General features: G+C 69.8%; 16 protein-coding genes. 6 read left to right on the forward strand and 10 right to left on the reverse strand.

Annotated features, from left to right (window positions below):
• Nucleotide 1 precedes the first annotated feature (1 nt).
• A complete protein-coding gene (locus tag NET02_RS05555) occupies nt 2–2,032 on the reverse strand; it encodes an alpha-1,4-glucan--maltose-1-phosphate maltosyltransferase (RefSeq protein WP_284056390.1) in 2,031 nt (676 codons plus the stop codon).
• Between the two features lie 186 nt (nt 2,033–2,218).
• Here NET02_RS05555 and NET02_RS05560 point away from each other — a divergent pair, with 186 nt between their 5' ends.
• Nucleotides 2,219–2,977 carry a metallophosphoesterase family protein gene (locus tag NET02_RS05560; protein WP_284056391.1) on the forward strand — a complete coding sequence of 253 codons (759 nt, stop codon included), beginning with the start codon at nt 2,219–2,221 and terminating at the stop codon, nt 2,975–2,977.
• Between the two features lie 181 nt (nt 2,978–3,158).
• Here NET02_RS05560 and NET02_RS05565 read toward each other — a convergent pair whose 3' ends face one another.
• Entirely contained in the window at nt 3,159–4,274 is a 1,116-nt protein-coding gene (locus tag NET02_RS05565; protein ID WP_347711008.1) for a class II aldolase/adducin family protein, read from the reverse strand.
• Nucleotides 4,275–4,439: 165 nt separating this feature from the next.
• Entirely contained in the window at nt 4,440–5,453 is a 1,014-nt protein-coding gene (locus tag NET02_RS05570; RefSeq protein WP_284056393.1) for a diacylglycerol/lipid kinase family protein, read from the reverse strand.
• A gap of 788 nt (nt 5,454–6,241) precedes the next feature.
• Here NET02_RS05570 and NET02_RS05575 point away from each other — a divergent pair.
• The 5 genes from NET02_RS05575 (at nt 6,242) to NET02_RS05595 (ending at nt 11,791) form a co-directional block, all read left to right on the forward strand.
• Entirely contained in the window at nt 6,242–7,624 is a 1,383-nt protein-coding gene (locus NET02_RS05575) for a LysM peptidoglycan-binding domain-containing protein (protein WP_284056394.1), read from the forward strand.
• Nucleotides 7,625–7,742: 118 nt separating this feature from the next.
• Nucleotides 7,743–8,807 (forward strand): rod shape-determining protein, encoded by a 1,065-nt coding sequence (locus tag NET02_RS05580; RefSeq protein WP_284056395.1) that lies wholly within the window; start codon nt 7,743–7,745, stop codon nt 8,805–8,807.
• Between the two features lie 33 nt (nt 8,808–8,840).
• The gene (gene mreC, locus NET02_RS05585; RefSeq protein ID WP_284056396.1) at nt 8,841–9,653 is read left to right on the forward strand and encodes a rod shape-determining protein MreC; all 813 of its coding nucleotides are present in this window, start codon (nt 8,841–8,843) and stop codon (nt 9,651–9,653) included.
• A gap of 6 nt (nt 9,654–9,659) precedes the next feature.
• Entirely contained in the window at nt 9,660–11,051 is a 1,392-nt protein-coding gene (locus NET02_RS05590) for a MurT ligase domain-containing protein (protein WP_284056397.1), read from the forward strand.
• Nucleotides 11,052–11,062: 11 nt separating this feature from the next.
• Nucleotides 11,063–11,791 carry a type 1 glutamine amidotransferase gene (locus NET02_RS05595; RefSeq protein ID WP_284056398.1) on the forward strand — a complete coding sequence of 243 codons (729 nt, stop codon included), beginning with the start codon at nt 11,063–11,065 and terminating at the stop codon, nt 11,789–11,791.
• Nucleotides 11,792–11,800: 9 nt separating this feature from the next.
• Here the strand turns inward: NET02_RS05595 and NET02_RS05600 are convergent, their stop codons facing one another.
• The 7 genes from NET02_RS05600 to NET02_RS05635 form a co-directional block, all read right to left on the reverse strand.
• Nucleotides 11,801–13,156 (reverse strand): FAD-dependent oxidoreductase, encoded by a 1,356-nt coding sequence (locus NET02_RS05600; protein ID WP_347711003.1) that lies wholly within the window; start codon nt 13,154–13,156, stop codon nt 11,801–11,803.
• A gap of 126 nt (nt 13,157–13,282) precedes the next feature.
• Nucleotides 13,283–14,026 (reverse strand): 16S rRNA (guanine(527)-N(7))-methyltransferase RsmG, encoded by a 744-nt coding sequence (rsmG, locus tag NET02_RS05610; protein ID WP_284056400.1) that lies wholly within the window; start codon nt 14,024–14,026, stop codon nt 13,283–13,285.
• A 10-nt stretch (nt 14,027–14,036) separates the two neighbouring features.
• Nucleotides 14,037–15,917: a 1-deoxy-D-xylulose-5-phosphate synthase gene (gene dxs / locus NET02_RS05615; RefSeq protein ID WP_284056401.1), complete on the reverse strand. Its 1,881-nt coding sequence runs from the start codon at nt 15,915–15,917 to the stop codon at nt 14,037–14,039.
• A 95-nt stretch (nt 15,918–16,012) separates the two neighbouring features.
• Nucleotides 16,013–17,452, reverse strand: a complete 1,440-nt coding sequence (locus tag NET02_RS05620; RefSeq protein WP_284056402.1) for a sensor histidine kinase — start codon at nt 17,450–17,452, stop codon at nt 16,013–16,015.
• A 119-nt stretch (nt 17,453–17,571) separates the two neighbouring features.
• Nucleotides 17,572–18,249, reverse strand: coding sequence for a response regulator (locus NET02_RS05625; RefSeq protein ID WP_284056403.1), 678 nt, complete (start codon nt 18,247–18,249; stop codon nt 17,572–17,574).
• Nucleotides 18,250–18,257: 8 nt separating this feature from the next.
• Nucleotides 18,258–20,132 carry a glycosyltransferase family 39 protein gene (locus NET02_RS05630; RefSeq protein ID WP_284056404.1) on the reverse strand — a complete coding sequence of 625 codons (1,875 nt, stop codon included), beginning with the start codon at nt 20,130–20,132 and terminating at the stop codon, nt 18,258–18,260.
• Nucleotides 20,098–22,632 (reverse strand): flippase activity-associated protein Agl23, encoded by a 2,535-nt coding sequence (locus NET02_RS05635; RefSeq protein ID WP_284056405.1) that lies wholly within the window; start codon nt 22,630–22,632, stop codon nt 20,098–20,100. The genes NET02_RS05630 and NET02_RS05635 overlap by 35 nt, the downstream gene beginning before the upstream one ends.
• Nucleotides 22,633–22,698 lie beyond the last annotated feature (66 nt).

The following is a 22,698-nucleotide window of genomic DNA, read 5'->3' on the forward strand; positions in this document are numbered from 1 at the left end:
CTCAGAGGTAGTACTCGAAGTCGTGTTCAGTCCGCACACGCCGGCGCAGGCGGAAGATGTGCGCCGGTAGGATCTGCGGGTTGAGCTCGACGTAATTTGTCGAGCCGTGCCAGAGGTAGCGGCTGTCGCTCAGCAGGTCGTGCACCTGGTAGGGGTGGAGCGGATCGACGTTCAGATCCTCCAGCGGCAGCGTCACCCAGCCGGACTGGGTGTGGTACGGATCCAAGTTGACCACTGTCAGGATCACGTTGCTCAGATCGTCCGTGGTCTTGGTGTACGCGATGAGCTCGGGGTTATCGACCGGGTGAAAGCGCAGGTTCCAGTCGCGCTGCAGGGCCGGGTTCTCTCGACGGATGCGGTTGACGCGGGCGATCAGCGGCGCCAGGCTGTGAGGCGCCTCCAGATCCCAGTAGCGGATCTCGTACTTCTCCGAGTTCAGGTACTCCTCGCTGCCCGGCGCGAGCGGCACGTGCTCGCACAGCTCGAAGGCCGGCCCGTAGATCCCGTAGCTGGCGCCGAGCGTGGCGGCGAGCACCAGCCGGGCGATGAAGGACGGCCGCCCCCCGTGCTGGAGGTACTCGGTGAGGATGTCAGGCGTGTTGGGCCAGAGGTTCGGGCGGAAGTACTCGCGTACTTCGGTCTGGGTGAGCTCGGTGAAGTACTGTTCGAGTTCCCACTTGGTGTTGCGCCAGGCGAAGTAGGTGTACGACTGGGTGAAGCCGAGCTTGGCCAGATGGTACATGACCTTCGGGCGGGTGAACGCCTCGGAGAGGAAGATCGTCTCCGGAAAGTCGCGCTTGATCTCGGCGATCAGCCACTCCCAGAAGCGGAAGGGTTTGGTGTGCGGGTTATCCACCCGGAAGATGCGTATCCCTTGCTGAACCCAGAAGAGCACGACCCGCTTCAGCTCGTCCCACAGCTCGCGCCAGTGCTCGGTCTCGAAGTCGAACGGGTAGATGTCCTGGTACTTCTTGGGCGGGTTCTCCGCGTACTGGACTGTCCCGTCGGGACGCCGGCGGAACCACTCCGGGTGCTGCCGCACGTACGGATGGTCTGGAGAGCACTGGAAGGCGAGGTCGAGCGCGACTTCGATGCCGAGCTGCTGGGCTCGCTCGACGAAGCGGCGAAAATCGTCCAGCGTGCCGAGCGCGGGATTGATCGCGTCGTGCCCGCCGTCCCCCGCTCCGATCGCCCAGGGGCTGCCCGGATCGTCTGGACCCGCGACGAGGGTGTTGTTCCGTCCCTTGCGATTGGTGCGGCCGATCGGGTGGATCGGCGGGAGGTAGAGCACATCGAACCCCATGCCGGCGATGTAGGGCAGCCGGGCTTCACAGTCGCGAAAGGTGCCGTGACGGCCGGGCTCCGGCGCGCACGACCGCGGGAACATCTCGTACCAGGTGCTGAAGCGCGCGCGCTCGCGGTCGACGGTGACCCGCAGCGTGCGCTGGTACTGGCTGGCGAACGGGCGGTCATCGTACCGGGCCATCAGCTCGGCGAGCTCCGGCTCCAGCGCGAGCTCGGCATGCTCTTGCCCTTCGCGGAGCCGCGCCGCGTAGGAGCGCAGCAGCTCGCCATCGGCCTCCCCGGCGCGCGCCGCGGCTGCTTCGATCAGCTCGGCCCCGATCAGCAGGTCGACCGAGACGTCCTGCTCGGCTTGCAGTCGCTTGCGCAGGTCGCGCGCCCAGGTCTGGTACCGGTCGACCCAGGCCAGCACCGTGTACTCGTAGGTGCCCAGCTCCATGACCGTGAACGTCCCGCGCCAGCGGTCGTTCTCGACCAGCGTCATCGGCGCTTCGTCCCAGTCCGGCTGGCGCAGGTGGCGAAAGCGCAGGACAGCCGAGACTGCGTCGTGACCATCGGCGAAGATGTCGGCCTCGACGACCACCGGCTCGCTGATGGTGCGCTTGATCGCGAACAGTCCACAGTCGATCTCCGGGCTGAGGCGCTCGATGACGACGCGCTGCCGGCCTTCCGCCGGGAACTGCTCGGCGCTGATCGCTCGATTCCGGAGCACCTCTGCCACAGACTGCACCTCTCTACCGCTCGTTCGCGCGTCGGGGCACCGCATCCTGCTCGCCGGTGGGATTCAACGGGACAAACGGCCGCGCCCGTGTCTGGTATCGTCGGGGCGCGCAGCGCATCGATTGTTCTGTCTTGATCCTAGCAAACTGCGCGGGGAGCGTCGGGTATCATGCGCTAGGCCTGGAAGGAGGGCAAGATGCGGGTCGCGGTAATCTCCGACATGCACGGCAATCTGCTCGCGCTGGACGCCGTGCTCGCCGAGCTCGACGCGACTGGGCCGTACGATGCGGTCGTGATCGGCGGCGACCTCGCGTTCGGCGGCCCGCGCCCAGCCGAGTGCATCGACCGTATCCGCGAGCGCGGCTTCCCGGCGGTGCGAGGCAACACCGACGAGTTCATCGTCGAGCTCGCCACCGGAGGCCGGATACCGGCCAGGGTGGCGCACGAGTCGCAGCGCCACACAGCGTCCGAGCCGATGCTCCAGCGGTACCGCTGGACGGTCGAGCGCCTCGCGGCTGAGCAGATCGAGTACCTGGTCAGCTTGCCGCTGGCTTGGGTGATCCCGTCGCCGGCAGGCCGGGCGCTCACGGTGGCGCATGCGACGCCGTGGAATGCGCACGATACCGTACGGGAAGGCGCTCCCGAGGAGCTGGCTCGCCGGATGCTGGATCAGGCCGGCGGGCAGGCGCTCGCCTACGGCCATATTCATGTGCAGTACCAGCGGCGGGTCGATGGCCGGCTGCTGGCCGCGGTCGGCAGCGTCGGGCTGCCGTTCGACGGCGATCGGCGCGCCGCCTATGCTGTCTTCACGCTCGGCGAGGACGGCTGGGCGGTGGAGTTTCGCCGCGTCGCCTACGACGTGGAGCGAGCCCTAGAAGAGACCCTCGCCTCCGGCATGCCGGGGGCCGAGTTCCAGGCAGCGATCCTGCGCGCGGCGAGGCCTCCCGGCGCGTAGGAGGAAGCGTGGCAGTCCTGCCAGCGTCGCGGGGCGAGGCGTCGGAGAGCAGCCCGGCCTGGGTGAGCGCCGAGGCCGAGGTGGTCGGTCGCGACGCGGGGTGCGCTGCCTTGCGGGCGCACCCCGCACCGGCTCAGTTACTGCGCGGGCGAACGGGGCGGATTGCGCGGTCGGGCCGAAGTCAGGACATCGGCACCTGAGGGATGATCTTCCCTTCGATCCGCTCGAAGATCTCGTCCATGCTCCGGCCGGTAATCGTCACGCCGTGGTTCTTGAGCCCGATGACGGCGCGCGAGGGGTCGGGCTCCTGGGCCAGCAGGCGGGAGACCGCCTGCGCGAGCTCGATCGTCCCGCACGGGTAGTTGATCTCGGTCGAGCGGATCCCCTCCATCCAGGCGTGGACATGGACGATCGCGCCGATCTCGGGGTGCTGCTGGTAGATCATCCAGTGCTCGATCGCGTCGACCGAGACGCGCCGTGGCTGCACGTGGGGCGGCACGCTCAGGATGATCGCAGGGATGGCGGGGTCGAACCCGGACACGAGGAGGATGTCCTGGCCGATCACCTCCAGCTTCGCCTTGTTGACGCCGCTGGCGCTCATCCAGAAGCGATTGCGATCCTTGCGCGCGCTCAGGTTCCCGTAGCTCAGTCCCCCGAGGCCGTAGAGCCGCTTCACGTGTCGCAGTTCCCGCTCGGTCAAGATCTCGTGGACGGGGAACGGCGCCGGCAGGAGGTTCATGGCGTCCAACCGCTTGCCGGCGCGAGAGATCTGCTCGGTGATCTCGTCGCCGTTCCACAGCTCCGGCTCGAGGTCGGTGCGGAAGATGTTGTTGATCACCAGACGCGAGGACGCCAGCGGGTGGAGGCGCTCGTAGATCTCGGCGAAGAAGTCGTCGTCACGTCCTGGCCGGTGCCGGACGGTGTAGTGGCCGCGCTCCAGCGTGATGAAGTGGGCCTCGATCCCCTCTTGGCCGGGCAACAGGAGGATCACCAGGTTCGCCAGTGCTCGCAGCAGATAGGGGTAGCCGGTGACCAGGACATCGCTGGGTTGCTCCGGTAGCTCGGTGATCCCGACGACGAAGGTGGCCTGGGCCTTCCGGCGGTACTGCTGTGGCTTGTCGTGCGGGAAGACGCTCAGCACTAGCCGGATATCCGGTATTGGACGCTCGAAGAACTCGTGCCCCCGCCGTTGGAGCTCCTGGCGCAATCCCTCGGCGAACCATGCTAATCTCGGAGTCAACCCCTCCCCGATGATCGTGAAGGTTCCCCGTTCAGGCTCATCTCGATCGAGATTCATCGTGGCAATCAGTGGCTCAGACTGCATGTTCACCGTGCCCCCACCGCTCCGCTCTGTCTGTGTCCCCCGAGGATCGTTCCATTGTGGGTCGTTCCAGCGTCATGGCGAGACGGCGCTGCCCGCCGGGGGAGCGCGCCTCATTGTGGCAGACCCGCTGCCTTCCGGTCAACCTCTGCCCATGCCCTCGCACGTGCCACGCGGCACCCGAAACGCGACCGCGCGGGGCAGGACGCTGGCTGTCACGTCGGTAAAGCCTGGCTGCTCACCGTCGAGCTCGATGCGCAGCGGCTCGGGCGCGTGGATCGTTACCCGGCGTGCCTGCCAGTGCTGGACTGCCGGGTGGCCGATATGCCCACCGCGGTAGACCGCCGGCAGGAGCGAGGTGAGCAGTTGCCAGCGCGAGACGTCGTGCAGGATGAACACTTCGAGCATCCCGTCGGTCACCGAGGCCATCGGCGCGATCCGCATGCCGCCGGCATGGAAGCGGCCGTTGGCCAGCGCCACCATCAACGTCGGCCCGCGATGAACTGGGTCGCCGTCGACCCGGAGCTCGAGCGGGCGACTACGGTAGCGCAGGATCGTCCGAGCAGCGCCGAGCAGATAAGCGAGGAAGCCCCCGAACATCTTGGCCGATTGGCTCACCCAGGCTGCCGTCTCGGCTCCCAGGCCGACATCGGCCATGTTGACGAAGTAGCGGCGCTCCGGCTGCCCGCTCGGGCTGCGGTACTGGACGACGCCGACATCGACGCGGCAGACCTCGCCGTCCCGCAGGAGACTCACCGCGTGCTCTGGCCGGGTAATCCCGAAGAGCCGGGGAAAGTCGCGACCCGTACCGCAGGGAACGATCGTCAGCACGGCGTCCCGGGCGATGGGCTGGCCATCGGGACCGAGGTAGCCGTTCACGACCTCGTTCAAGGTCCCGTCGCCGCCGACGACGATAAGCTCGCGCGCGCCGCGCTGCAGTAGCTGGCGGGCGATCAGGGTGGCATCACCCGGGCCGCTGGTGTGCTCCTCCTCTACCCGTAGACCGAGCGCTTCGAGCCGCCGCTTGAGTGCTGGCCAGGCGCGGGCGGGACGGCCGCTGCCGGACGCCGGGTTGACGATGGCGTGGGCCGTCTCCACGACGTACCCGGTATCCGGCCAGATCGGGCGTACGTGCTTTTGGATCTCTCGCGACATCAGCTCGGTCTCCTGCTGATGGCGGCGTCGGCCACAGGCGCCTGCGCTCGGGCTTGCGGAATCCTACACTGCCGGGGGCGGCCATGTCGCGTGCCTCCTGGGAAGGTGCGCCCTGGGCCTGCAACACCGGCAAATAGGACTGCTGGGTGGTAGGCTACCGGCGCTGTCTTCTGTATGGTCAGGTTTGACGCGATTTGGCGCTCGTGTTATCCTGCCGGAAAGGTATGGAGAGGGCGGCGCCAGCGCGCGAAGGGGGACGAAACTCTTGGCGCTTCGCCTCGTAATTGCTATATCCTCCATCGGGAAGGGGTATAGCCGTCCAGGTTCGGGAAGGGAAGGGGCCGGAGCCGGTGGGCGGCTCGTTGGGTAAGGCGCGCGAGCCTGCGACGCCCAGCGCATCTGACCACGCTCGACCATCAGGGAACGGGCAGCCGCAGTTCGGCTGGCGGCCTGATCCGGCTGAACGGGCGGGTACGCCTGCCAACGGTCATGCCACCCCGCCGGCCGATCACTTCTCGAATGGACAGCCACCACGCTCGCCGGCGAATGGCAGCGAGCCCGGCGCGGTGCCGCGTACCAGCGTGACGGCGAATGGCCGGCGACCGTCCGACCACCCGCCTCCGCTGGTACGGATTCCGAAGCCGGCGGGCAATGGGCAAGCACACAAGGTACCGCCTGCTTCGCCCCGCGGCGCGCCGGGCATCGTTGTCTCTCCGCCCCGCGCGCCGAGCTCTCCTGACGTTCAGCGAACGCTCATTATCCCGCCGCGACCGGCCACGCCTCGGCCGATGGCGGTTCTGCGCGCCGGCCGCTGGCGCGTGGGGCTACACGGGCTGGTCCTTGCCTTTGCAATTGCTACGGCGGCCGGCAGCGGCTTTTGGGCGCGCGAGCTACCGGTTCAGCGGCCCGGTGGAACCGACCAGATCGTGTCGGTCGCGCCCGCTGGCCCGGCTGCGCAGCAAGCGCCTGGCCCGCTGCTCGCCGCGCCGGACTCGACCGTCGCTGACGTGATGAACGGGTATCTCTCGACGGGTGGACTGGCGGTGACTCCCGATGTGCTGCAGATCGATACCTACATCACCGCCGATGGAGAAACGATCTACGATGTCGCCCAGGCCACCGGGCGCTCGCCGGAGACGCTCCTGTGGGCGAACAACCTGGTCGATCCGGGCAAACCGCTCCCGGAGGGCATCCAGCTCCGTATCCCGCCGGTCGATGGGATGCTGCACGTGGTTCGGGAGGGGGATACGCTCGAGTCGATCGCGGCCCGCTACCAGGTCGATGTCAGCGCGATCACTGGCTACGCCCCCAACGGAGTGCAGTACTCGACGGATCTGGTTCCGTACCGGCTGCTGATGGTTCCCGGTGGGAAGATGCCGAGCCGCGACCGGGTCATCATGTACACGGTTCAGGAGGGAGACACGCTCTGGCGGATCGCCGAGCGGTTCGGCTTGCAGACGAAGACGATCACGCTGGCCAACAGCCTGCCCGATCCAGAGTTGGTCCATCCCGGCCAACAACTGGCGATCCTGCCAACAGACGGCGTGATGGTGCAGGTCAAAGAGGGTGACACCATCGAGTCGCTCGCCGAGTACTGGGGTGTCGATCCTCAGGTCATTCGTGATTACCCGATGAATGGGCTCGGAGAGAACGGCGTGCTGCGAGTGGGCCAGTACGTGATGATCCCCGGTGGCGAGCCGCCACCGCCGCCTCCGCCACCGCCGCCCCCGCCGCAGCAGGAGGCACCGCCCTCGGCGCCGGCCAGGGCTTCGTCCCCCGCGCCGCCGCCGGCCCAGCAGCAGTCCCCCAGCGGCTCGTTCATCTGGCCGACGACCGGGGTGATCACGCAGTACTTCCATGCCGCCCACAACGGGTGGGACATCGCCAACCGGATGTACACCGACATCGTGGCGGCCGACAGCGGCACCGTGATCTTCTCCGGCTGGAACAATTACGGGCTGGGCTACGCGGTGGCGATCGACCACGGCAACGGCTACGTGACCTGGTACGGGCACATGGCGGAGCCGCCGCCGGTGCAGGTGGGGCAGTGGGTGAACCAGGGGCAGTACATCGGGCCGATGGGCAGCACCGGCTACTCCACCGGACCCCACGTCCACTTCATCATCATGTATAACGGGGTTTACCAGGATCCGGCATGGTACCTGAACTGAGCGAACGGACGGGACAAACGGAGATGACCTCGACGGAGAGACACGAGCCACCGGGCGATCTCGAGCGCAGCGCGCTGCGCGACGCCAGTGGCCGCAAGGGGTGGGAGGCGCACGGAGCATGATTCGCCCGCTGAGCGCGCTCTTCGGATTGTTCAGCCGCGACCTGGGGATCGACCTGGGCACCGCGAATACTCTCGTCTACGTGCGCGGCAAGGGGATCGTCATCTCCGAGCCGTCGGTGGTGGCGGTCGACAAGAAGACCCGCCGCGCCCTGGCGGTCGGCGTCGAGGCCAAGGCGATGGTCGGGAAGACGCCGGAGACGATCGTCGCCGTCCGGCCGCTCAAGGACGGCGTCATCGCCGACTTCGACACCGTCGAGATGATGCTCCACTACTTCATCCGCAAGGTACACGCCCAGCAACTGATCACGCCGCACCCGCGGGTCGTGATCGGGATCCCGAGCGGGGTAACCGAGGTCGAGAAGCGCGCGGCTAAGGACGCTGCGTTGAGCGCCGGCGCGCGCGAGGCGTACACCATCGAGGAGCCGATGGCGGCCGCGATCGGCGCTGGGCTCCCGATCAACGAGGCCGTGGGCAGCATGATCGTCGACATCGGCGGCGGGACGACCGAAGTCGCGGTGATCTCGCTGGGCGGGATCGTCGTCAACCACAGCATCCGGGTTGCGGGGGACGAGATCGACGAGGCGATCATCCAGTGGGCGCGCCGCGACCATAACCTGGTGATCGGCGAGCGCTCGGCCGAGAACGCGAAGATCGCGGCCGGGTCAGCCTATCCGCTGGAAGAGGAGCGGCGCGTGGTGCTGCGCGGGCGAGACCTGCTGACCGGTCTGCCGAAGGCTGTCGAAGTCAGCAGCGTCGAGATCCGCGACGCCATCTCCGGGCCGGTCAACCAGATCGTCGAGCTGGTCAAGACCTGCGTCGAGGAGACACCTCCGGAGCTGGTCGCCGACATCATGGAGCGCGGGATCGTGCTGGCGGGCGGCGGCGCGCTCCTGATGGGACTGGACAAGCGCCTGATGGCGGAGCTCCGCATGCCGGTCTACCTCGCCGACGACCCGCTGACCTGCGTGGCCCGCGGCACCGGTCGCGTCGCGGAGGCGCTCCACCTCTACCAGCGAGCGCTGGCGGGAAGCCAGCAGCGGCGGATGCCGGCTCGCACGTAGAGGTCGCAGCGCGGGAAGAGCCTGCGGTGAGCGATGACTCTCACAGCCCGGCAGGTCGCAGTGCTGGTGGCCCTGTTCGTGGCCACGAGCGCGACGCTGATCCTGCTCGATCACCAGCAGCGGCTAGAGACTGTCAAGGCTCCGGCGAACCGCTTCGCCGGGGCGGTCGAGTCGGCTCTCGCCCAGGCGCTCGATAGGGCCCCCTGGCCAGGGCGCGGCAGCCAGAGCGAGCTGGAGGCACAGCTCGAGGCCCTACGTGCCGAGCGCGACCGCCTGCTGGCTGAGAACGCTCGGCTCAAGGAGCTCGAACAAGAAGTGATCCAGCTCCGCGAGCAGCTCGGCTTCAAGCAGCAGAACCCGGATCTCACGCTGGTGCCGGCCAACGTGATCGCCTACGACCCCGACGCGCTGCAGCAGGCGATCGTGATTGACCGTGGGGCGAACGCCGGGATCCAGATCGGCATGCCGGTGGTCAGCCCGGACTTTCTGGTCGGCCTGGTCACCGAGGTCGAGGCCGACCGCGCGCGGGTCACGCTGCTGATCGATTCGAGCATGCAGATCGGCGCGCTGCTGCAGGAGAGCCGGGCAGAAGGCATCGTGTACGGCCAGTGGCAGCGCGGCGGGCTGCTGGAGCTCCGGCACCTCGATCCGAACACGCCGGTACGCGAGGGTGAGCTGGTCGTCACCTCGGGTCGCACGGCGCGTGTCCCAGCCGGCCTGGTGATCGGGACAGTCTACGGTGGGGAGCGCGAGGTGGCGGCGAGCGAGCTCCGGCTCGCGGTGCGGCCGCTGGTAGACTATAAGGCGCTGCGCTCGGTCAGCGTGATCCTCACCAGCGAAGACTAGTAGAGCATGGACCCTCGTCTCATCCTGGCCGTCGGAGCGAGCCGCCTGAGCGCCGCGGCGATCCGTCGACTCGGGCGGGGCGGTGGCACTGCCCTGCCGGGGCTGCTGGCCACCCTGATCGATCCCGGGGCGCTGGGCAAGCTGAGCCGACAGCTCCCGGGTGGCTGCGTCGTCGTCGCCGGGACGAACGGCAAGACCACGACAGCCCGCATGCTGGCGACGATTCTGGAGCAGGCCGGCCACAGGGTAGTCCACAACCGCTCTGGCTCGAACCTCGTCCGCGGCATCACGGCCGCCTTCGCCGAACAGTCATCGCTGCTCGGCCGGGTGCGGGGCGAGATCGCGGTGATCGAGGCAGACGAGGCGGCCTTCCCGGCCGTCGTGCGCCAGACGCGCCCGCGGATCGTCTTGCTGCTCAACCTGTTCCGCGACCAGCTCGACCGGTACGGGGAGCTGGACACCGTGGCGCGGGCCTGGGGCGAGGCCCTGCGCGCGCTCCCGAACGAGAGCCGCGTCGTCGTCAACGTCGACGACCCCACGCTGGCGGCGCTGACCGGCGAGCTCGGCGGCCGGCGCCTAGCGTTCGGCCTGGCCGAGCAGCGCGTGGCGCTCGACGGGCTGCCGCACGCGGCCGATGCCTCGGTCTGCCGCCGCTGTGGCACGGCGTTCACGTATCGTGCTGCCTTCCTCTCCCACCTGGGCGACTACCGGTGCCCCGGCTGTGGCTTCGAGCGTCCCCCGCTCGATGTCGCGGCCAGCTCGATCACGCTCGAGGGGCTGGAGCGTCTCTCGTTCGAGGTGGCAGTACCCGGGCACGACCCCTGGCCAGTAGAGGTTCCCCTCTCCGGGCTCTACAACGCATACAACGCTCTCGCGGCGGTGGCCGCGTCCCTCGCGCTCGGGGTCGCGACGGAACAGATCCAGTCTGGCCTCGCGACGATGCGAGCTGCCTTCGGGCGCCTGGAGCGGATAAGCTACGAGGGCCGCTCGCTCGTCATCGTGCTGATCAAGAACCCGACTGGGCTGAACGAGGTCGTGCGGATGCTAGCGAGCGCGCGCGTCGAGGCCCCGCTGCTCGTCCTGATCAACGATCTCGACGCCGACGGGCGCGATGTCTCCTGGCTCTGGGATGCGGATCTCGAGCCGCTGGCCGGGGCCCGCTTCCCGGTCTTCACCGGCGGCATCCGCGGGGCAGACATGGCCCTCAGGTTGAAGTACGCCGGCGTTCCCCAGGAGCGGCTGCGCGTGCTGGGCGACTTGCCCGGCGCGCTCGACGCCTTCGTGAGCGAGCTGGCTCCCGGCCAGACTGGGTACATCCTGCCGACCTATACCGCCATGCTCGCGCTGCGCCGCGCGCTGGCCGGCCGTGGCGTCGCGCCGGCGTTCTGGCAGCAGTGAGGAGGTGAGCCGTGGAGCTGACGATCTGCTGGCTCTATGGCCGGACGATGAATATCTACGGGGATCGCGGCAATGTCCTAGCGCTGGCCCAGCGCTGCCGCTGGCGCGGGATCGAGGCGCGGGTCATCGAGCTCGGCGTCGGTGAGCCGCTGGAGCCCGGCCGGTGCGACATCTTCTTCTGGGGTGGCGGGCAGGATCGCGAGCAGGTGGCCGCAGCGCGGGATCTCCAGGGGCCGAAGGGCGAGATCTTGCGGCGCGAGATCGAGGAGGGAGCGCCGCTGTTGGCGATCTGCGGAGGGTACCAGCTTCTCGGCCACTATTACCGGCCGCATCAGGGCGAGCCCCTGCCCGGTCTCGGCGTCTTCGACGCCTGGACCGAGGCCGGATCGCGCCGGATGATCGGCAACGTCGTGGTCGAGAGCGAGGAGTTCGGCGAGCTGGTGGGCTTCGAGAACCACAGCGGCCGTACCTTCTTGGGGCCGCAGGCCCGGCCGCTGGGCCGCGTCCGGGTCGGTTGGGGCAACAATGGCGAGGACAAGACCGAGGGATGCCGCTACCGGAACGCGATCGGCTGCTACCTCCACGGCCCGGTGCTGCCGAAGAACCCGCCGCTTGCCGACTTCCTGATCGAAGCCGCCCTCCGGCGACGCTACGGCGAGGTCACGCTCCCGCCGCTGGACGACACGCTGGAGCGGTTGGCCCATGCCTCGGCGGTGAGCCGCGCGCACTCGGCCAGGTAACCGCCGGCGTCAGACCTGCTCGGCCGCCTTGCGGGCGGCGATGAGCAAGGGATCCCAGACCGGCGAGAAGGGCGGGGCGTAGGCGAGATCCAGGTACATGAACTCGTCGACCCGCATCCCGGCGTGCAGCGCCGCCGCGACCACGTCGATCCGCTTGCCGGCGCCCGGGCCGCCGACGATCTGCGCGCCGAGTAGCCGGCCGCTCCCCTTCTCGGCCAGCAGCTTGACCACCATCCGCGCGGAGTCGGGGTAGTAGCGCGCTCGCGTGCGGTCCTCGATCCGGGCGACGCCGTACTCGAAGCCGAGCGCCTGAGCCTCGCGCTCGCTCAGCCCCGTGCGGGCGACCTCGGTCTGGTTGAACTTGGTGATGGCAGTGCCGACGACGCCTGGGAAGCGGGCGTAGCCACCACCGAGGTTGATGCCGCAGATCCGGCCCTGCTTATTGGCGGTGGTGCCGAGCGGGATGTACGCTGGTCGCCGGCTCACCAGATGGAAGGTCTCTGCGCAGTCGCCGGCTGCCCACACGCCCGGGATACCAGTGCGCATCCGGTCGTCGATCCGCACGGCGCCGCTCTCGCCGAGCGGGAGGCCGGCCTCGGCCGCCAGCTCGCTGCGCGGCTGTACCCCTACCCCGAGGACGACCAGGTCAGCCGGGAGCGTCCGCCGGTCGGTCTCCACGGCTCGTACCTGGCCGCCGTCCGCGTGGAAGCCGGTCACGCGCTCTTCGAGATAGACCTTCACCCCCGCTTCGCGGAGGGCCGCCGAGACGAGCGCGCCCATGTCCGCGTCGAGCGTCCCCATCACCTCCGAGCCCAGCTCGACTAGCGAGACGTCCAGCCCGCGGGCGACGAAGGCTTCGGCCATCTCGATGCCGATGTAACCACCACCGACGATCACCGCCCGCTGCGGGCGCTCGTCCTCCACAATCTGGCGCAGGAGCAGGCCATCCGCCAGCGTCGCGACGCCATAGATCCCCCGGCTACGGGCGCCGGGTACCTCCAGCCACCGTGGGCCGGCGCCGGTCGCGTAGACGAGCTGGTCGAACGGCTCACGGTAGGTCGCGCCGTCCTCCAGGCGGCGCACGGTGACTGCACGCGCCGCGAGGTCGATAGCGACGACCTCTTGACCGGTACGGACATCGATGCCGCGGCGGCGGTGCTCCGCGGGCGAGCGGGCGATCAGCTCGTCTTCGTCGTCGACCAGACCGGCGACGTAATACGGGATGCCTCAGGCGGAGTAGGAGGTGTGCTGCCCACGCTCGAAGGCGATGATCTCCAGGTCGTCGCGCATCCGCCGGGCCTGCGCGGCCGCGCTCATCCCAGCCGCGTCGCCCCCGACAATGATCAGCCGCTCCTTCGTCGCCATCTGCCGGTCCCTCTCCGGCTATCCGCACACGATCGCATCTTCGGCCGCCATCCTACCATGCGTGCGGGCACTCAGGCTGGGCGAAGCTGCTCCCTGCCCTCGACCGGGCGCCAGCGTGAGCGAGCGCTACAGCGGGCGCTTGGCCGGCATGCCGGGCCGGCGCGGGTACCTCTCCGGTACCGGCCGTTCCAGTCTCACCACGACGATGGTCGTGCCGCGCAGCGCCTCGATCTGGACGGGCTCGACCGCGACCAGCCGGGCGCCGAGGATCTCCAGCGCCCGGCGAGCTCCGGCCACCTCGCCGTCAACCCCGGCACCCTTGGGGAAGATGCCCCAGCCGCCGGGCCGGCAGAAGGGGAGGCAGAGCTCGAGGAGCGCTGGCAGCGGGGCGACCGCCCGGGCGGTCGCCACGTCGAACACGCCGCGGTAGCCAGCGTCGTGCGCCAGCGTCTCGGCCCGGGCGTGGACTGCGCGGACGCCCGAGAGCTCGAGGGCCTGGATCGCGGCCTCTAGGAAGGTGACCTTCTTGCCGGTAGCCTCCACCAGCGTGACCTCGATCCAGGGGAGAACCAGCTTCAGCGGGATGCCTGGGATGCCGGCGCCGGTACCGATGTCGATCAGCCGGCAGGCGTCGCCGGCCTCCGCGCAGGCCTGGCGCACGTAGGGAGCCAGGGCTAGCGAGTCGGCGAACAGCCGGACTTGCAGCTCGTCCCAGTCGCTGACGGAGGTGAGGTTCACCCGCCGGTTCCACTCGAGGATCAGCTCGCCGTAGCGGGCGAAGGCGGCGAGTTGGGAAGAGTAGAGCGGCTCGCCGAGCTGCTCGGCGAGCCGCTTCAGGATCTCCATCGCTTCCCCGGATCGGCCGGTCACCGGGATCCGATCACCTGAGCTGCGGCGTGACCCCGCGGTGCTGCCGGACCAGCGCGAGCGCCCGCCGGGCGATGCTCTCGGCGTCGATACCCGCTTGCTTGCGCAGCGAGGCCTGTGAAGCGTGGTCGAAGAAGCGGTCGGGCAACCCGAGGCAGGCGACCGGTATGCGCAGCTCCTCGCGCGCGAAGAGCTCGAGCACAGCGCTGCCGAAGCCGCCGGCGACCTGCGCGTCCTCGACGGTCACGACCAGCCCGGTTCGCCGGGCCGCTTCGAGGATCAACGCCTCGTCGAGCGGCTTGACGAACCGGGCATTGATAACGGTGGCCTCCACGCCGGCTTCGGCCAGGATCTCCGCCGCGCGCTGCGCTGGCAGAACGGTCGCGCCGATGGCAATGATCGCCACGTCGTCGCCCTCTTGCAGAAGCTCGCCTTTGCCGATCGGCAGCGGGTGCGGATCGCCCAGCAGCGGGACGCCGACGCCGGAGCCGCGCGGGTAGCGCAGCGCGATCGGCCCGCGCTCGTAGTCGATGGCCGTCTTCAGCATATGGCGGAGTTCGTCTTCGTCCTTGGGCGCCATGATCACCATGTTCGGGATGCAGCGGAGATAGGCGAAGTCGAACACGCCGTGATGGGTGCGGCCGTCCTCGCCGACCAGTCCAGCGCGGTCCATCGCGAAGACAACCGGCAGGTTCTGGATGCAGACGTCGTGGATCACCTGGTCGTAGGCCCGCTGGAGGAACGTCGAGTAGATGGCGGCCACCGGCCGCAGACCCTGGGTCGCCAGGCCGGCGGCGAAGGTGACGGCGTGCTGCTCGGCGATACCGACGTCGAAGAAGCGGTCGGGGTGTGCCTTGGCGAAGGGCAGCAAACCGGTGCCGTCCGGCATGGCAGCGGTGATGGCGACGATGCGCTTGTCCTCCTCGGCCAGCCGCGTCAGCGTCTCGCCGAAGACGTCCTGGTATTTCGGCGGCGACGGCGGCGCCCCGGGCACCTTGACCGACGCGCTGTGGTGCTTGAACGGGTCGTCTTCGGCGGGCTGGTACCCCTTGCCCTTGACGGTGATGGCGTGGACGAAGACCGGCCCCCTGATCTTCTTCACGAGCTGGAAGGTCTCGATCAGCTCGCGGATGTTGTGGCCGTCGACCGGGCCGAAGTACGTAAAGCCGAGTTCCTCCCAGATCATGGTCTGGTAGACGATCTCCTTGAGGCCGTCGAGGAACCGGTGGCTGAGCTCCAGCCAGAGATCCCCCTGGGGCAGGCGTCGCAGCAGCCGCTCGATCTCGGCTTTGGCCTGGGTGTAGCGCGTGTTGGTGCGGATCCGGCTCAGGTACTTGGCCAGCGCGCCCACGTTCGGCGCGATCGACATCTCGTTGTCGTTGAGCACGACGATCAGCGGCACCTGGAGGCTGCCGGCGTTGTTGAGCGCCTCGTACGCCATGCCGCCGGTCAGCGCGCCGTCGCCGATCACCGCCACGGTGTGAAAGTGCTCGCCCTTGAGCTGGCCGGCCACCGCCATGCCCAGCGCCGCCGAGATCGAGGTGCTCGCGTGCCCGGCGCCGAACTGGTCGTGCTCGCTCTCCTCTCGCTGGAGGAAGCCGCTCAGCCCGCCCTCCTGGCGGATCGTGTGGAAGCGATCCCGCCGTCCGGTGACCAGCTTGTGCGGGTAGGCCTGGTGACCGACATCCCAGACGATCTTGTCACGCGGCGAGTCGAAGACGTAGTGCAGCGCCAGGGTCAGCTCCACCGTGCCGAGGTTGGGCGCGAAGTGGCCGCCGGTCTTGCCGGCGACCACGTCGATGATCGTCTCGCGGATCTCCTGCGCCAGTTGCTCGAGTTCGGGGATGGTGAGTTTTTTCAGGTCTTCCGGGCTGTTGATCTGTTCCAGATGCATGGTTCCTCCCCATGGGCCACCCGCTCCCCGCGGGGGCAGTAGCGTGAGGCTGGCGCTGATCCTAGCAGCGGCACCGGGGAGAGTCAAATCCGGTTTCAGCGCTCGCGTGATTCGGCGGCCACCGGGAGATCGATGACGAACGTCGTCCCCTGTCCCGCCTGGCTCTCGACCGCGATTGTGCCGCCGTGGGCCGCGACGATCTCGCGCGCGATCGCCAGCCCCAGACCGAAGCCGGTGGGGCGGCCGGAGCCGTCTGCGCGCTCCGCCTCGACGCGGTAGAACCGCTCGAACAGCCGCGGCAGCGCCTCCGGCGGGATCCCCGGCCCGGTGTCGCTGACCCGGATCCGGACGAGCGGCGTGCGTTCGGCCTCCAGCAGCGCCGGTTGGGCGGTGATCTGGATCTGGGTGCCTGGCCCGCAGTGCTGCAGGGCGTTGACGACCAGGTTGTCGATCGCCTGCTCCAGCAGCTCCGGGTCGGCGCTGGCGAGGAGATCAGGCGCGATGGCCGAGCTCAGGGTGATGCCTCGGGCTTCGGCCCCGAGGCGGTGGCGCTCGACGACGCGCCCCGCCAGATCCTGGAGACGGACGGGCTGGAGCGCCGGGCGGCGCAGACCGCTCTCCAGCCGGGAGAGCTGGAGAAGCTGGGCGAGCAGGCGGTCGGCGCGCTCGCACTCTTCGACGATGGTCGCGAGCGCCCGCTCCCGGTCGCCGCGATCCTCGAGCACCCCCTCGCGCAGCGCCAGCGCGTAGCCCTGAATGACCGTCAGCGGGGTGCGCAGCTCGTGGGCGACGTTGGCCAAGAGGCGGCGCTGGCTCTCCAGCATCGCGCGCAGGCTCGAGGCCATCGTGTTGAAGCTCCGTACCAGCCGGCCGAGCTCGTCGGAGCCCTCGCCAGGGATCGCCTGCTCGAGGTTACCCGCGGCCATCGCGTCGGCGGCCTGGGTCAGGCGCGTGATCGGGCCGGCGATCGAGCGGCTGACGAGCCAGGTCACCGCCAGCGCGACCAGCAGCCCCAGCCCGGTCGCCGCTGCCAGTGGCAGGAGCAGCCCGCGGCCGATCGGCGCGCGGCGCGCGGGAGCCAGCAAGGCCAGCGTCAAGCCATCGGAGCGCGGCACCGGCGCGACCACTAGCCGCTGCCGGTCGACCAGGCCGGCGTCGAGCGGCTCGGCCCGGCGGCCGTCCACCCGGCCGGCAGCCTGCCGGACGGCTGCATCGAGCGCCGGCGAGAGCGGCTGCCCAGGTGCCGAGTCCGCGACCACGTTGCCGCCCCGGTCGACGATGAGGATGCGCGCGCCCAGCCGCTCGGCCTGGCGCGTGAGGAAGCCTTCGAGCGCGGCTGCGCGGGCCGGTGACTGCTCCAGGATCACCCCGGCGCCCACTGCCAGCGTGGCCGCGTAGGCCTGCAGCCGCTGGCTCTCCAGGCGCTCCTGGAACCGCCGGATCGGCACCGCCGCGAGCAGGGCCGTGGTCAACACCATCACCAGCGCCACGAACACGAACCCGGTGAAGATACGCGATCGCACGCTGGTGAACACGGCTGCCCCTCTCCCTGGACGCTCTGGCCACGTTACGCTCGACGATGCCTGGCCCTCGTAACCGCCCGGTAAACGGCACTCCGGTGCCCGTCGCGGCAGCCGGGGCAGGCGTGGCGCGACTACGCCTCTCGCTCGACGAGCCGGTAGCCGAGGCCACGCACGCTCTCGATGGCGACGCTCGCCCCGCCCAGCTTGTGCCGCAGCCGGTTGACGTGCACGTCCACCGTCCGCGTCTCCGAATCGTCGTCCCATCCCCACACCTGCGCCAGCAACTGCTCGCGAGTGAAGACGACCCCAGGGCGCGCGGCGAGGGTGGCCAGCAGGTCGAACTCCCGCGGGCGCAGGGGGATCGGCTGCCCGCTAACCATCACTGCCCGCTGGTCGAGCTGGATGCGCAGGTTGCCGATCGCCAGCTCGCGCACCAGCGAGGGCGGGCCTGCCGAGCGGCGCAGCGCGGCGCGCACCCGGGCCAGCAGCTCCCGGGGCTTGAACGGCTTGGTCACGTAGTCGTCGGCCCCCAGGTCGAGCCCCTCGATCACGTCGCGCTCGTCGTCGAGCGCGGTCAGCATGATGATCGGTGTGGCGTGGCGCGTCCGGATCGCTCGGCAGACGTCGCGCCCGTGGGTGCCGGGGAGCATCAGGTCGAGGATGACGAGGTCGGGTCGCTCCAGGCCGAACAGCCGCAGCCCCTCGCGTCCGTCCGGGGCGGTGATCACCTCGTGGCCCTCGCGCGCCAGGAAGATGCGGAGGAGCTCGGCGATGCGCAGGTCGTCCTCGATGACGAGGATGCGTGCCATGGCGGTGATCAGGGTGCCCCGGGGCCGTACAGCCGCTCGGCGAGGTGGGCGCGCAGCCCCAGCGCGAACGACTCCGGCGCCGGGGGGACGGCCACCTGCCGGTCGATCAGGTAGCTGAGGTAGCGCCTGACCGCCCAAGGATCGACGGGGGCCGAGAGAATGGCCTGCCAGTCAGGGTTCGCCAGCGCCTCGGGCATGCTGGAGCGCAGCGGGTACAGCCGGATGACGGCGTCCGGGTAGGTCGATGCCAGGGTAGGCTCCAGCGCGGCTGGGGCGATGATCACGTCCGGAGTTGGCTCCAGCGGCCCGGCTTCGGCCAGCGAGACGACCTGGACGTTCGGGAAGTCCCGGAAGTACCAGCGGAAGGGCTGCTCGAGCGCCGGATCGACGGCGATAGCGAGCCCGTGCCCGCCGGTCGGGTCCCGGACGTCGGACTGGAACGTCGTGACGTCGCGGCTGAGCCGGGTGACTCGCTCGACGAGCAGACGGACTCCCGGCGAGGTCGCGCCGGCCGTCAGGAGCTCGCCGGGGCGGGCGGTGTTGGTCATGTTCAGCAGCAGGCTGCTCCGCAGCCCGAGTGCCAGCAGCAGGGCGAGCGGGATGGTAAGGAACAGCGTCTCCGGGCGGGCAGCCTGGCGCCAGAGCCAGGCGGTGAGCGCGGCCAGCCCGAGGACGATGAGGAGCAGTACCAGGAGGCCGGCTAGCCAGGCGGCGGCCTGTCCACCCGACCCGCCGAGGAGCCGGCCGAGCAGGCTGAGCACGGCCAGCAGCAGGGTCGTCGCCGATCCGGTCACTGTCAGATCCCAGGGGTTACGAGCGAGGCGCCAGTCGATCGCTGCCAGCGCGGCGTGGAGCCCTACCCCACCCAGGAGCGCCAGCGGGAGGGCCAGCAGCCCGTAGAGCGCCGGCCCCTTGCCGCCGAGGAGCAGCGCGGCGAGCAGCACCAGCCCGGTCCAGGCCGCGAGCGATGCCAGCGGCGGCCGCAGCGGCTCCCCGCTCCGGACGCGCAGCCCGAGGGCACCCACCAGCGCGGCGAGCGCGAGGAGCGTGGCTGGCAGCTCGTCCGTCACGAGCAGAGCCAGCGGGAGCGGCCAGCCCTCGAGCGGTGCTCCCACGTGCTCGCGCGCGAGGAGCGAGAGGCTGCCCTCGAGGAAGCCGAGCGCGCCGCCCGGCCGGCTGAGCAGGGCCGTCGAGGCAAGGAGGAGCGTTCCCAGCATGCCGCACACCAGCGGGACGGCGTGCCTGAACAGCGCCGTCCCGCGATGCCAGAGCCCCCAGAGCGCGAGCGCAGCCAGCACGAGCCAGCCGAGCGGGTGGGCCAGCGGCAGCAGCGCCGCCGAGAACCCGAGCAGGACAGTCGGGCCAGCGCCAGGCTGCCGATCGAAACGCGTGGCCGCGGCCAGCGTGGCGACGACCGCCAGCAGCAGGAGCGCGCCCCCGTCGAGCCGAGTCGAGGTGGCCACCAAGGCCGGCGAGAGAGCCATGAGGAGCCCGGCGGCCAGTGCCGTGCCGGGGCCGAGCCAGATCCGCAGCCGGGCGATCAGCAGGAGCGTCAGCAGCCCGGCCAGCAGCGGCACGAGCCGGATCACCCCGTCGCCGGCCCCGAACAGGAAGAGCGCCAGCGCGGCGGCCAGGGCCGGCAGCGGCTGCGCCTGGCCGGTGCTGGAGAGCGCGTCGCCGCGCACCAGCGCCAGGCCGTCGCTGGCGAGCTGTGCCTCAGCCGGTGAGAGCGGGTAGTTCGTCAGCCCGACGAGCCTGACGAGCAGCGCGAGGCCGAGCAGTCCGGTCCAGGCCAGCGCCTCGCGGTCGATCCGCGTCAAGTCGATCCGGCGATCAAGGACGCTTGCCTCAGCTCGCTCGCGTGCCGGCGTTGCCTGGGTCACCCGCATGCTCCTCGTCGTGCTGGGTGGCTGCCGAAGCGACGTCTTCGTGCGCTGCGGCGGAGCCACTGTCGCCGTAGCGGAGATCATTCACGTACGGGACGAGATCGTTCCGGATGTAGACGCGGAAGCGGTACGAGCCGATAGTCGCCGGCAGCTCGCGGAAGGCGACCAGCCGGAAGACCTTGGCCTGCTGCTCCGGGCGCTGGAGCGACGAGATGCTGGACCAGACGCTGCGCAGCACGTCGCCGGCGGAGTAGGGCGGTGGCTGGTCGGTCTGGTAGTTCTGGCGCGCCTCGTTCTTCAGCTCCGGCGCGATGGCGAAGCGCCGGTAGGTCTGGTCTTCGGGGAACCACCAGCGCATCGGGTATTCCACGTACGTGTACTGGCTCTCCAGTTGCCGCGCGGCCTCCGGCGACATGTTGTTCAGGTACTCGAGCGAGTAGAGGATGACCGGCGGCGGATCGGCGGGCAGCTCGCGCAGCGTGGTGCCGAAGTAGCGGCGGCTGGTGAACTCGCGCAGGTACCAGTTCATCGGCCACTGCGTGCCGGAGTCGTACCAGACTTCCAGCCCCATGCCACCGGTCAGCTCGTGGGAGAGTGCCTCCAGATCGCGCGTCAGTTGCACGACCTGCGGTGAGGTCTGGACATAGATCAGCATGTCGCGGGGGACGTCGCCCTCGCGGTACGTGAGTCGCCAGCCGGCATGGATCTGGAGCAGCACCAACCCCAGGCTCAGGGCCGCACTCATCGTCAACAGGTGTGGCCGAGAGCGGCGTTCGGCCGCGACGGTCGCGGCGATGACCGCCACCACGACCAGCGGGAGCCACAGCCAGCGCCAGTGCCCGGCGATCTCCGGCCGGATCGCCCGCACGAGCTGCGGGAAGCCGCTCGTGGTCGACTGGACGAACGGGCCGGCGCTCCCCCAGGCCATGAGCAGGAACCAGGCAGCCGCCAGCCCGAGGCTGGCCAGCCCGAGGTAGACCGAGCGGGAGCGCTGCCGGGCATTCCAGCTCGTCCAGGCGCGCTCGAGTCGCTCGGCGCCGCTGCCGAGCAGCGAGGCCGCCAAGAGGGTCAGCGGCAGCGTGATGTGCACCACCAGCCAGGGCATCTTCTCGCCGGCCCAGGAGAGCACGGCCAGCATCACCGCTCCCCAGTAGACCAGCAGGGCCCGGGTATACCAGCGCCCGTCGAGCTCCTGGCCTCGAACCAGGGCGCGCAGCCCCTGCCCAGCGACGATGCCGATACCGACCGGGAACAGCAGGGCGGCAAGGTACTCGTACTGGGGCAGCAGCAGGAGGTAGTAGAACCAGGGCTGCTCACCGCGCTGCACCCCGTGCTGGCCCAGCCAGTAGCCGAGCGCGCCGACGGTGCCGCTCGCCAGCCCGCCAGGGTTGGTGAAGAGGCTCGTGTAGAGCAGCGTGAACAGCGCCAGCCCCAGCCCGGCGCCGAGCGCGAGGCCGGTGCGGTCAGCGAGCGCGTCGGCCAGGGCACGCGCGGTCGTCCCAGGCGGGGCCGCGCCGAAGAGACCGTCGATCCAGCCCCGGTCGGGGTCGCGGATGCGGTCGAGCAGCCAGAGGGAGCCGATGACCGTGAGCAGGGCGATACCGAGCGCGCCGACGACCAGCGGGTGACGGACGAGCGCGACCAGATACGCCAGGACGGCATCGCGCGTCGGATTTTGCCAAGGTATTTCGGGAAGCGGGGCCACGCCGAGCCGGTCGAGGCCCGCGGCGAGCAGCCCCAGTGCGATCAGCCCGGCGCCGAAGATCCAGAAGAGGGCGGGAGCCACCCGGTAGGCGATCGCGATGAGGATGAAGGTGACCAGGATGAAGAGCGAGACGAAGGTCACCTCGTGGGTCGTGAGCATGAAGCCGATGGTGACGCCGCCGGTGATCAGCCAGCGCCGCTCGGGCCGCTCGACGTAGCGCAGGAGCGCGATGAAGAGCAGGAAGGTGCCGGCGAGAGCGAAGATATCGTGCCGGATGAAGCGACTGAAATAGAGGGTGGATGGCGAGACGAGCAGGAGAAACGAGGCGAGGAGGGCGCCCCAGCGGCCGAGCAGCCCCTCGCCCCGCAGCAGCGCCGGCAGCAGCACGAGCGCGACACCGAAGACCGCGGCTGGAACCCTCGTGACATAGTCGGTGGCGCCGAAGAGCAGGTAGGCCAGGGCGTCGAGGTGGAACAGCGCTGGGCCGTGCATGAGCGGGTGGTGGATGTATCCCTCGCCTTCTGCGTAGATCCAAGAGTAGTAGGCATGGAGCGATTCGTCATGGTGGAGGGCCCGCGAGCCCAGATCCCAGAACCGGGAAAGGAGGGCCGCCAGCGCGATGGCGACGTAGAGCAGGAGCTCGACCGGCGGTCGGAGGGCCGGGGCGCGCAGCCCCCGGCGCGATGGCGGGATGGCGGTCGGAGCCACGGCGGTGGGCGACGCGGCGACGCGCCCGTTCGGCGCGGCGCCCTCGCCTGGAACGGCTCGTCTCGCCCATCGCCTCGTCGACACGGAGTATCCGCCCTCGCGCCTCTCGGGTGGCTCCTGCGGCTCGACCGGCCCTGGCCGGTCACGGGA

Source organism: Thermalbibacter longus (assembly GCF_023806485.1).
Classification (GTDB): domain Bacteria; phylum Chloroflexota; class Chloroflexia; order Thermomicrobiales; family Thermomicrobiaceae; genus Thermalbibacter; species Thermalbibacter longus.

Coding starts and splice junctions, on each gene's coding strand:
- dxs (WP_284056401.1), bottom strand. CDS start 15,917: ATGCATCTGGAACAGATCAACAGCCCGGAAGACCTGAAAAAACTCACC.
- NET02_RS05560 (WP_284056391.1), top strand. CDS start 2,219: ATGCGGGTCGCGGTAATCTCCGACATGCACGGCAATCTGCTCGCGCTG.
- mreC (WP_284056396.1), top strand. CDS start 8,841: ATGACTCTCACAGCCCGGCAGGTCGCAGTGCTGGTGGCCCTGTTCGTG.
- NET02_RS05570 (WP_284056393.1), bottom strand. CDS start 5,453: ATGTCGCGAGAGATCCAAAAGCACGTACGCCCGATCTGGCCGGATACC.
- NET02_RS05580 (WP_284056395.1), top strand. CDS start 7,743: ATGATTCGCCCGCTGAGCGCGCTCTTCGGATTGTTCAGCCGCGACCTG.
- NET02_RS05575 (WP_284056394.1), top strand. CDS start 6,242: ATGGCGGTTCTGCGCGCCGGCCGCTGGCGCGTGGGGCTACACGGGCTG.
- NET02_RS05565 (WP_347711008.1), bottom strand. CDS start 4,274: ATGAATCTCGATCGAGATGAGCCTGAACGGGGAACCTTCACGATCATC.
- NET02_RS05625 (WP_284056403.1), bottom strand. CDS start 18,249: ATGGCACGCATCCTCGTCATCGAGGACGACCTGCGCATCGCCGAGCTC.
- NET02_RS05590 (WP_284056397.1), top strand. CDS start 9,660: ATGGACCCTCGTCTCATCCTGGCCGTCGGAGCGAGCCGCCTGAGCGCC.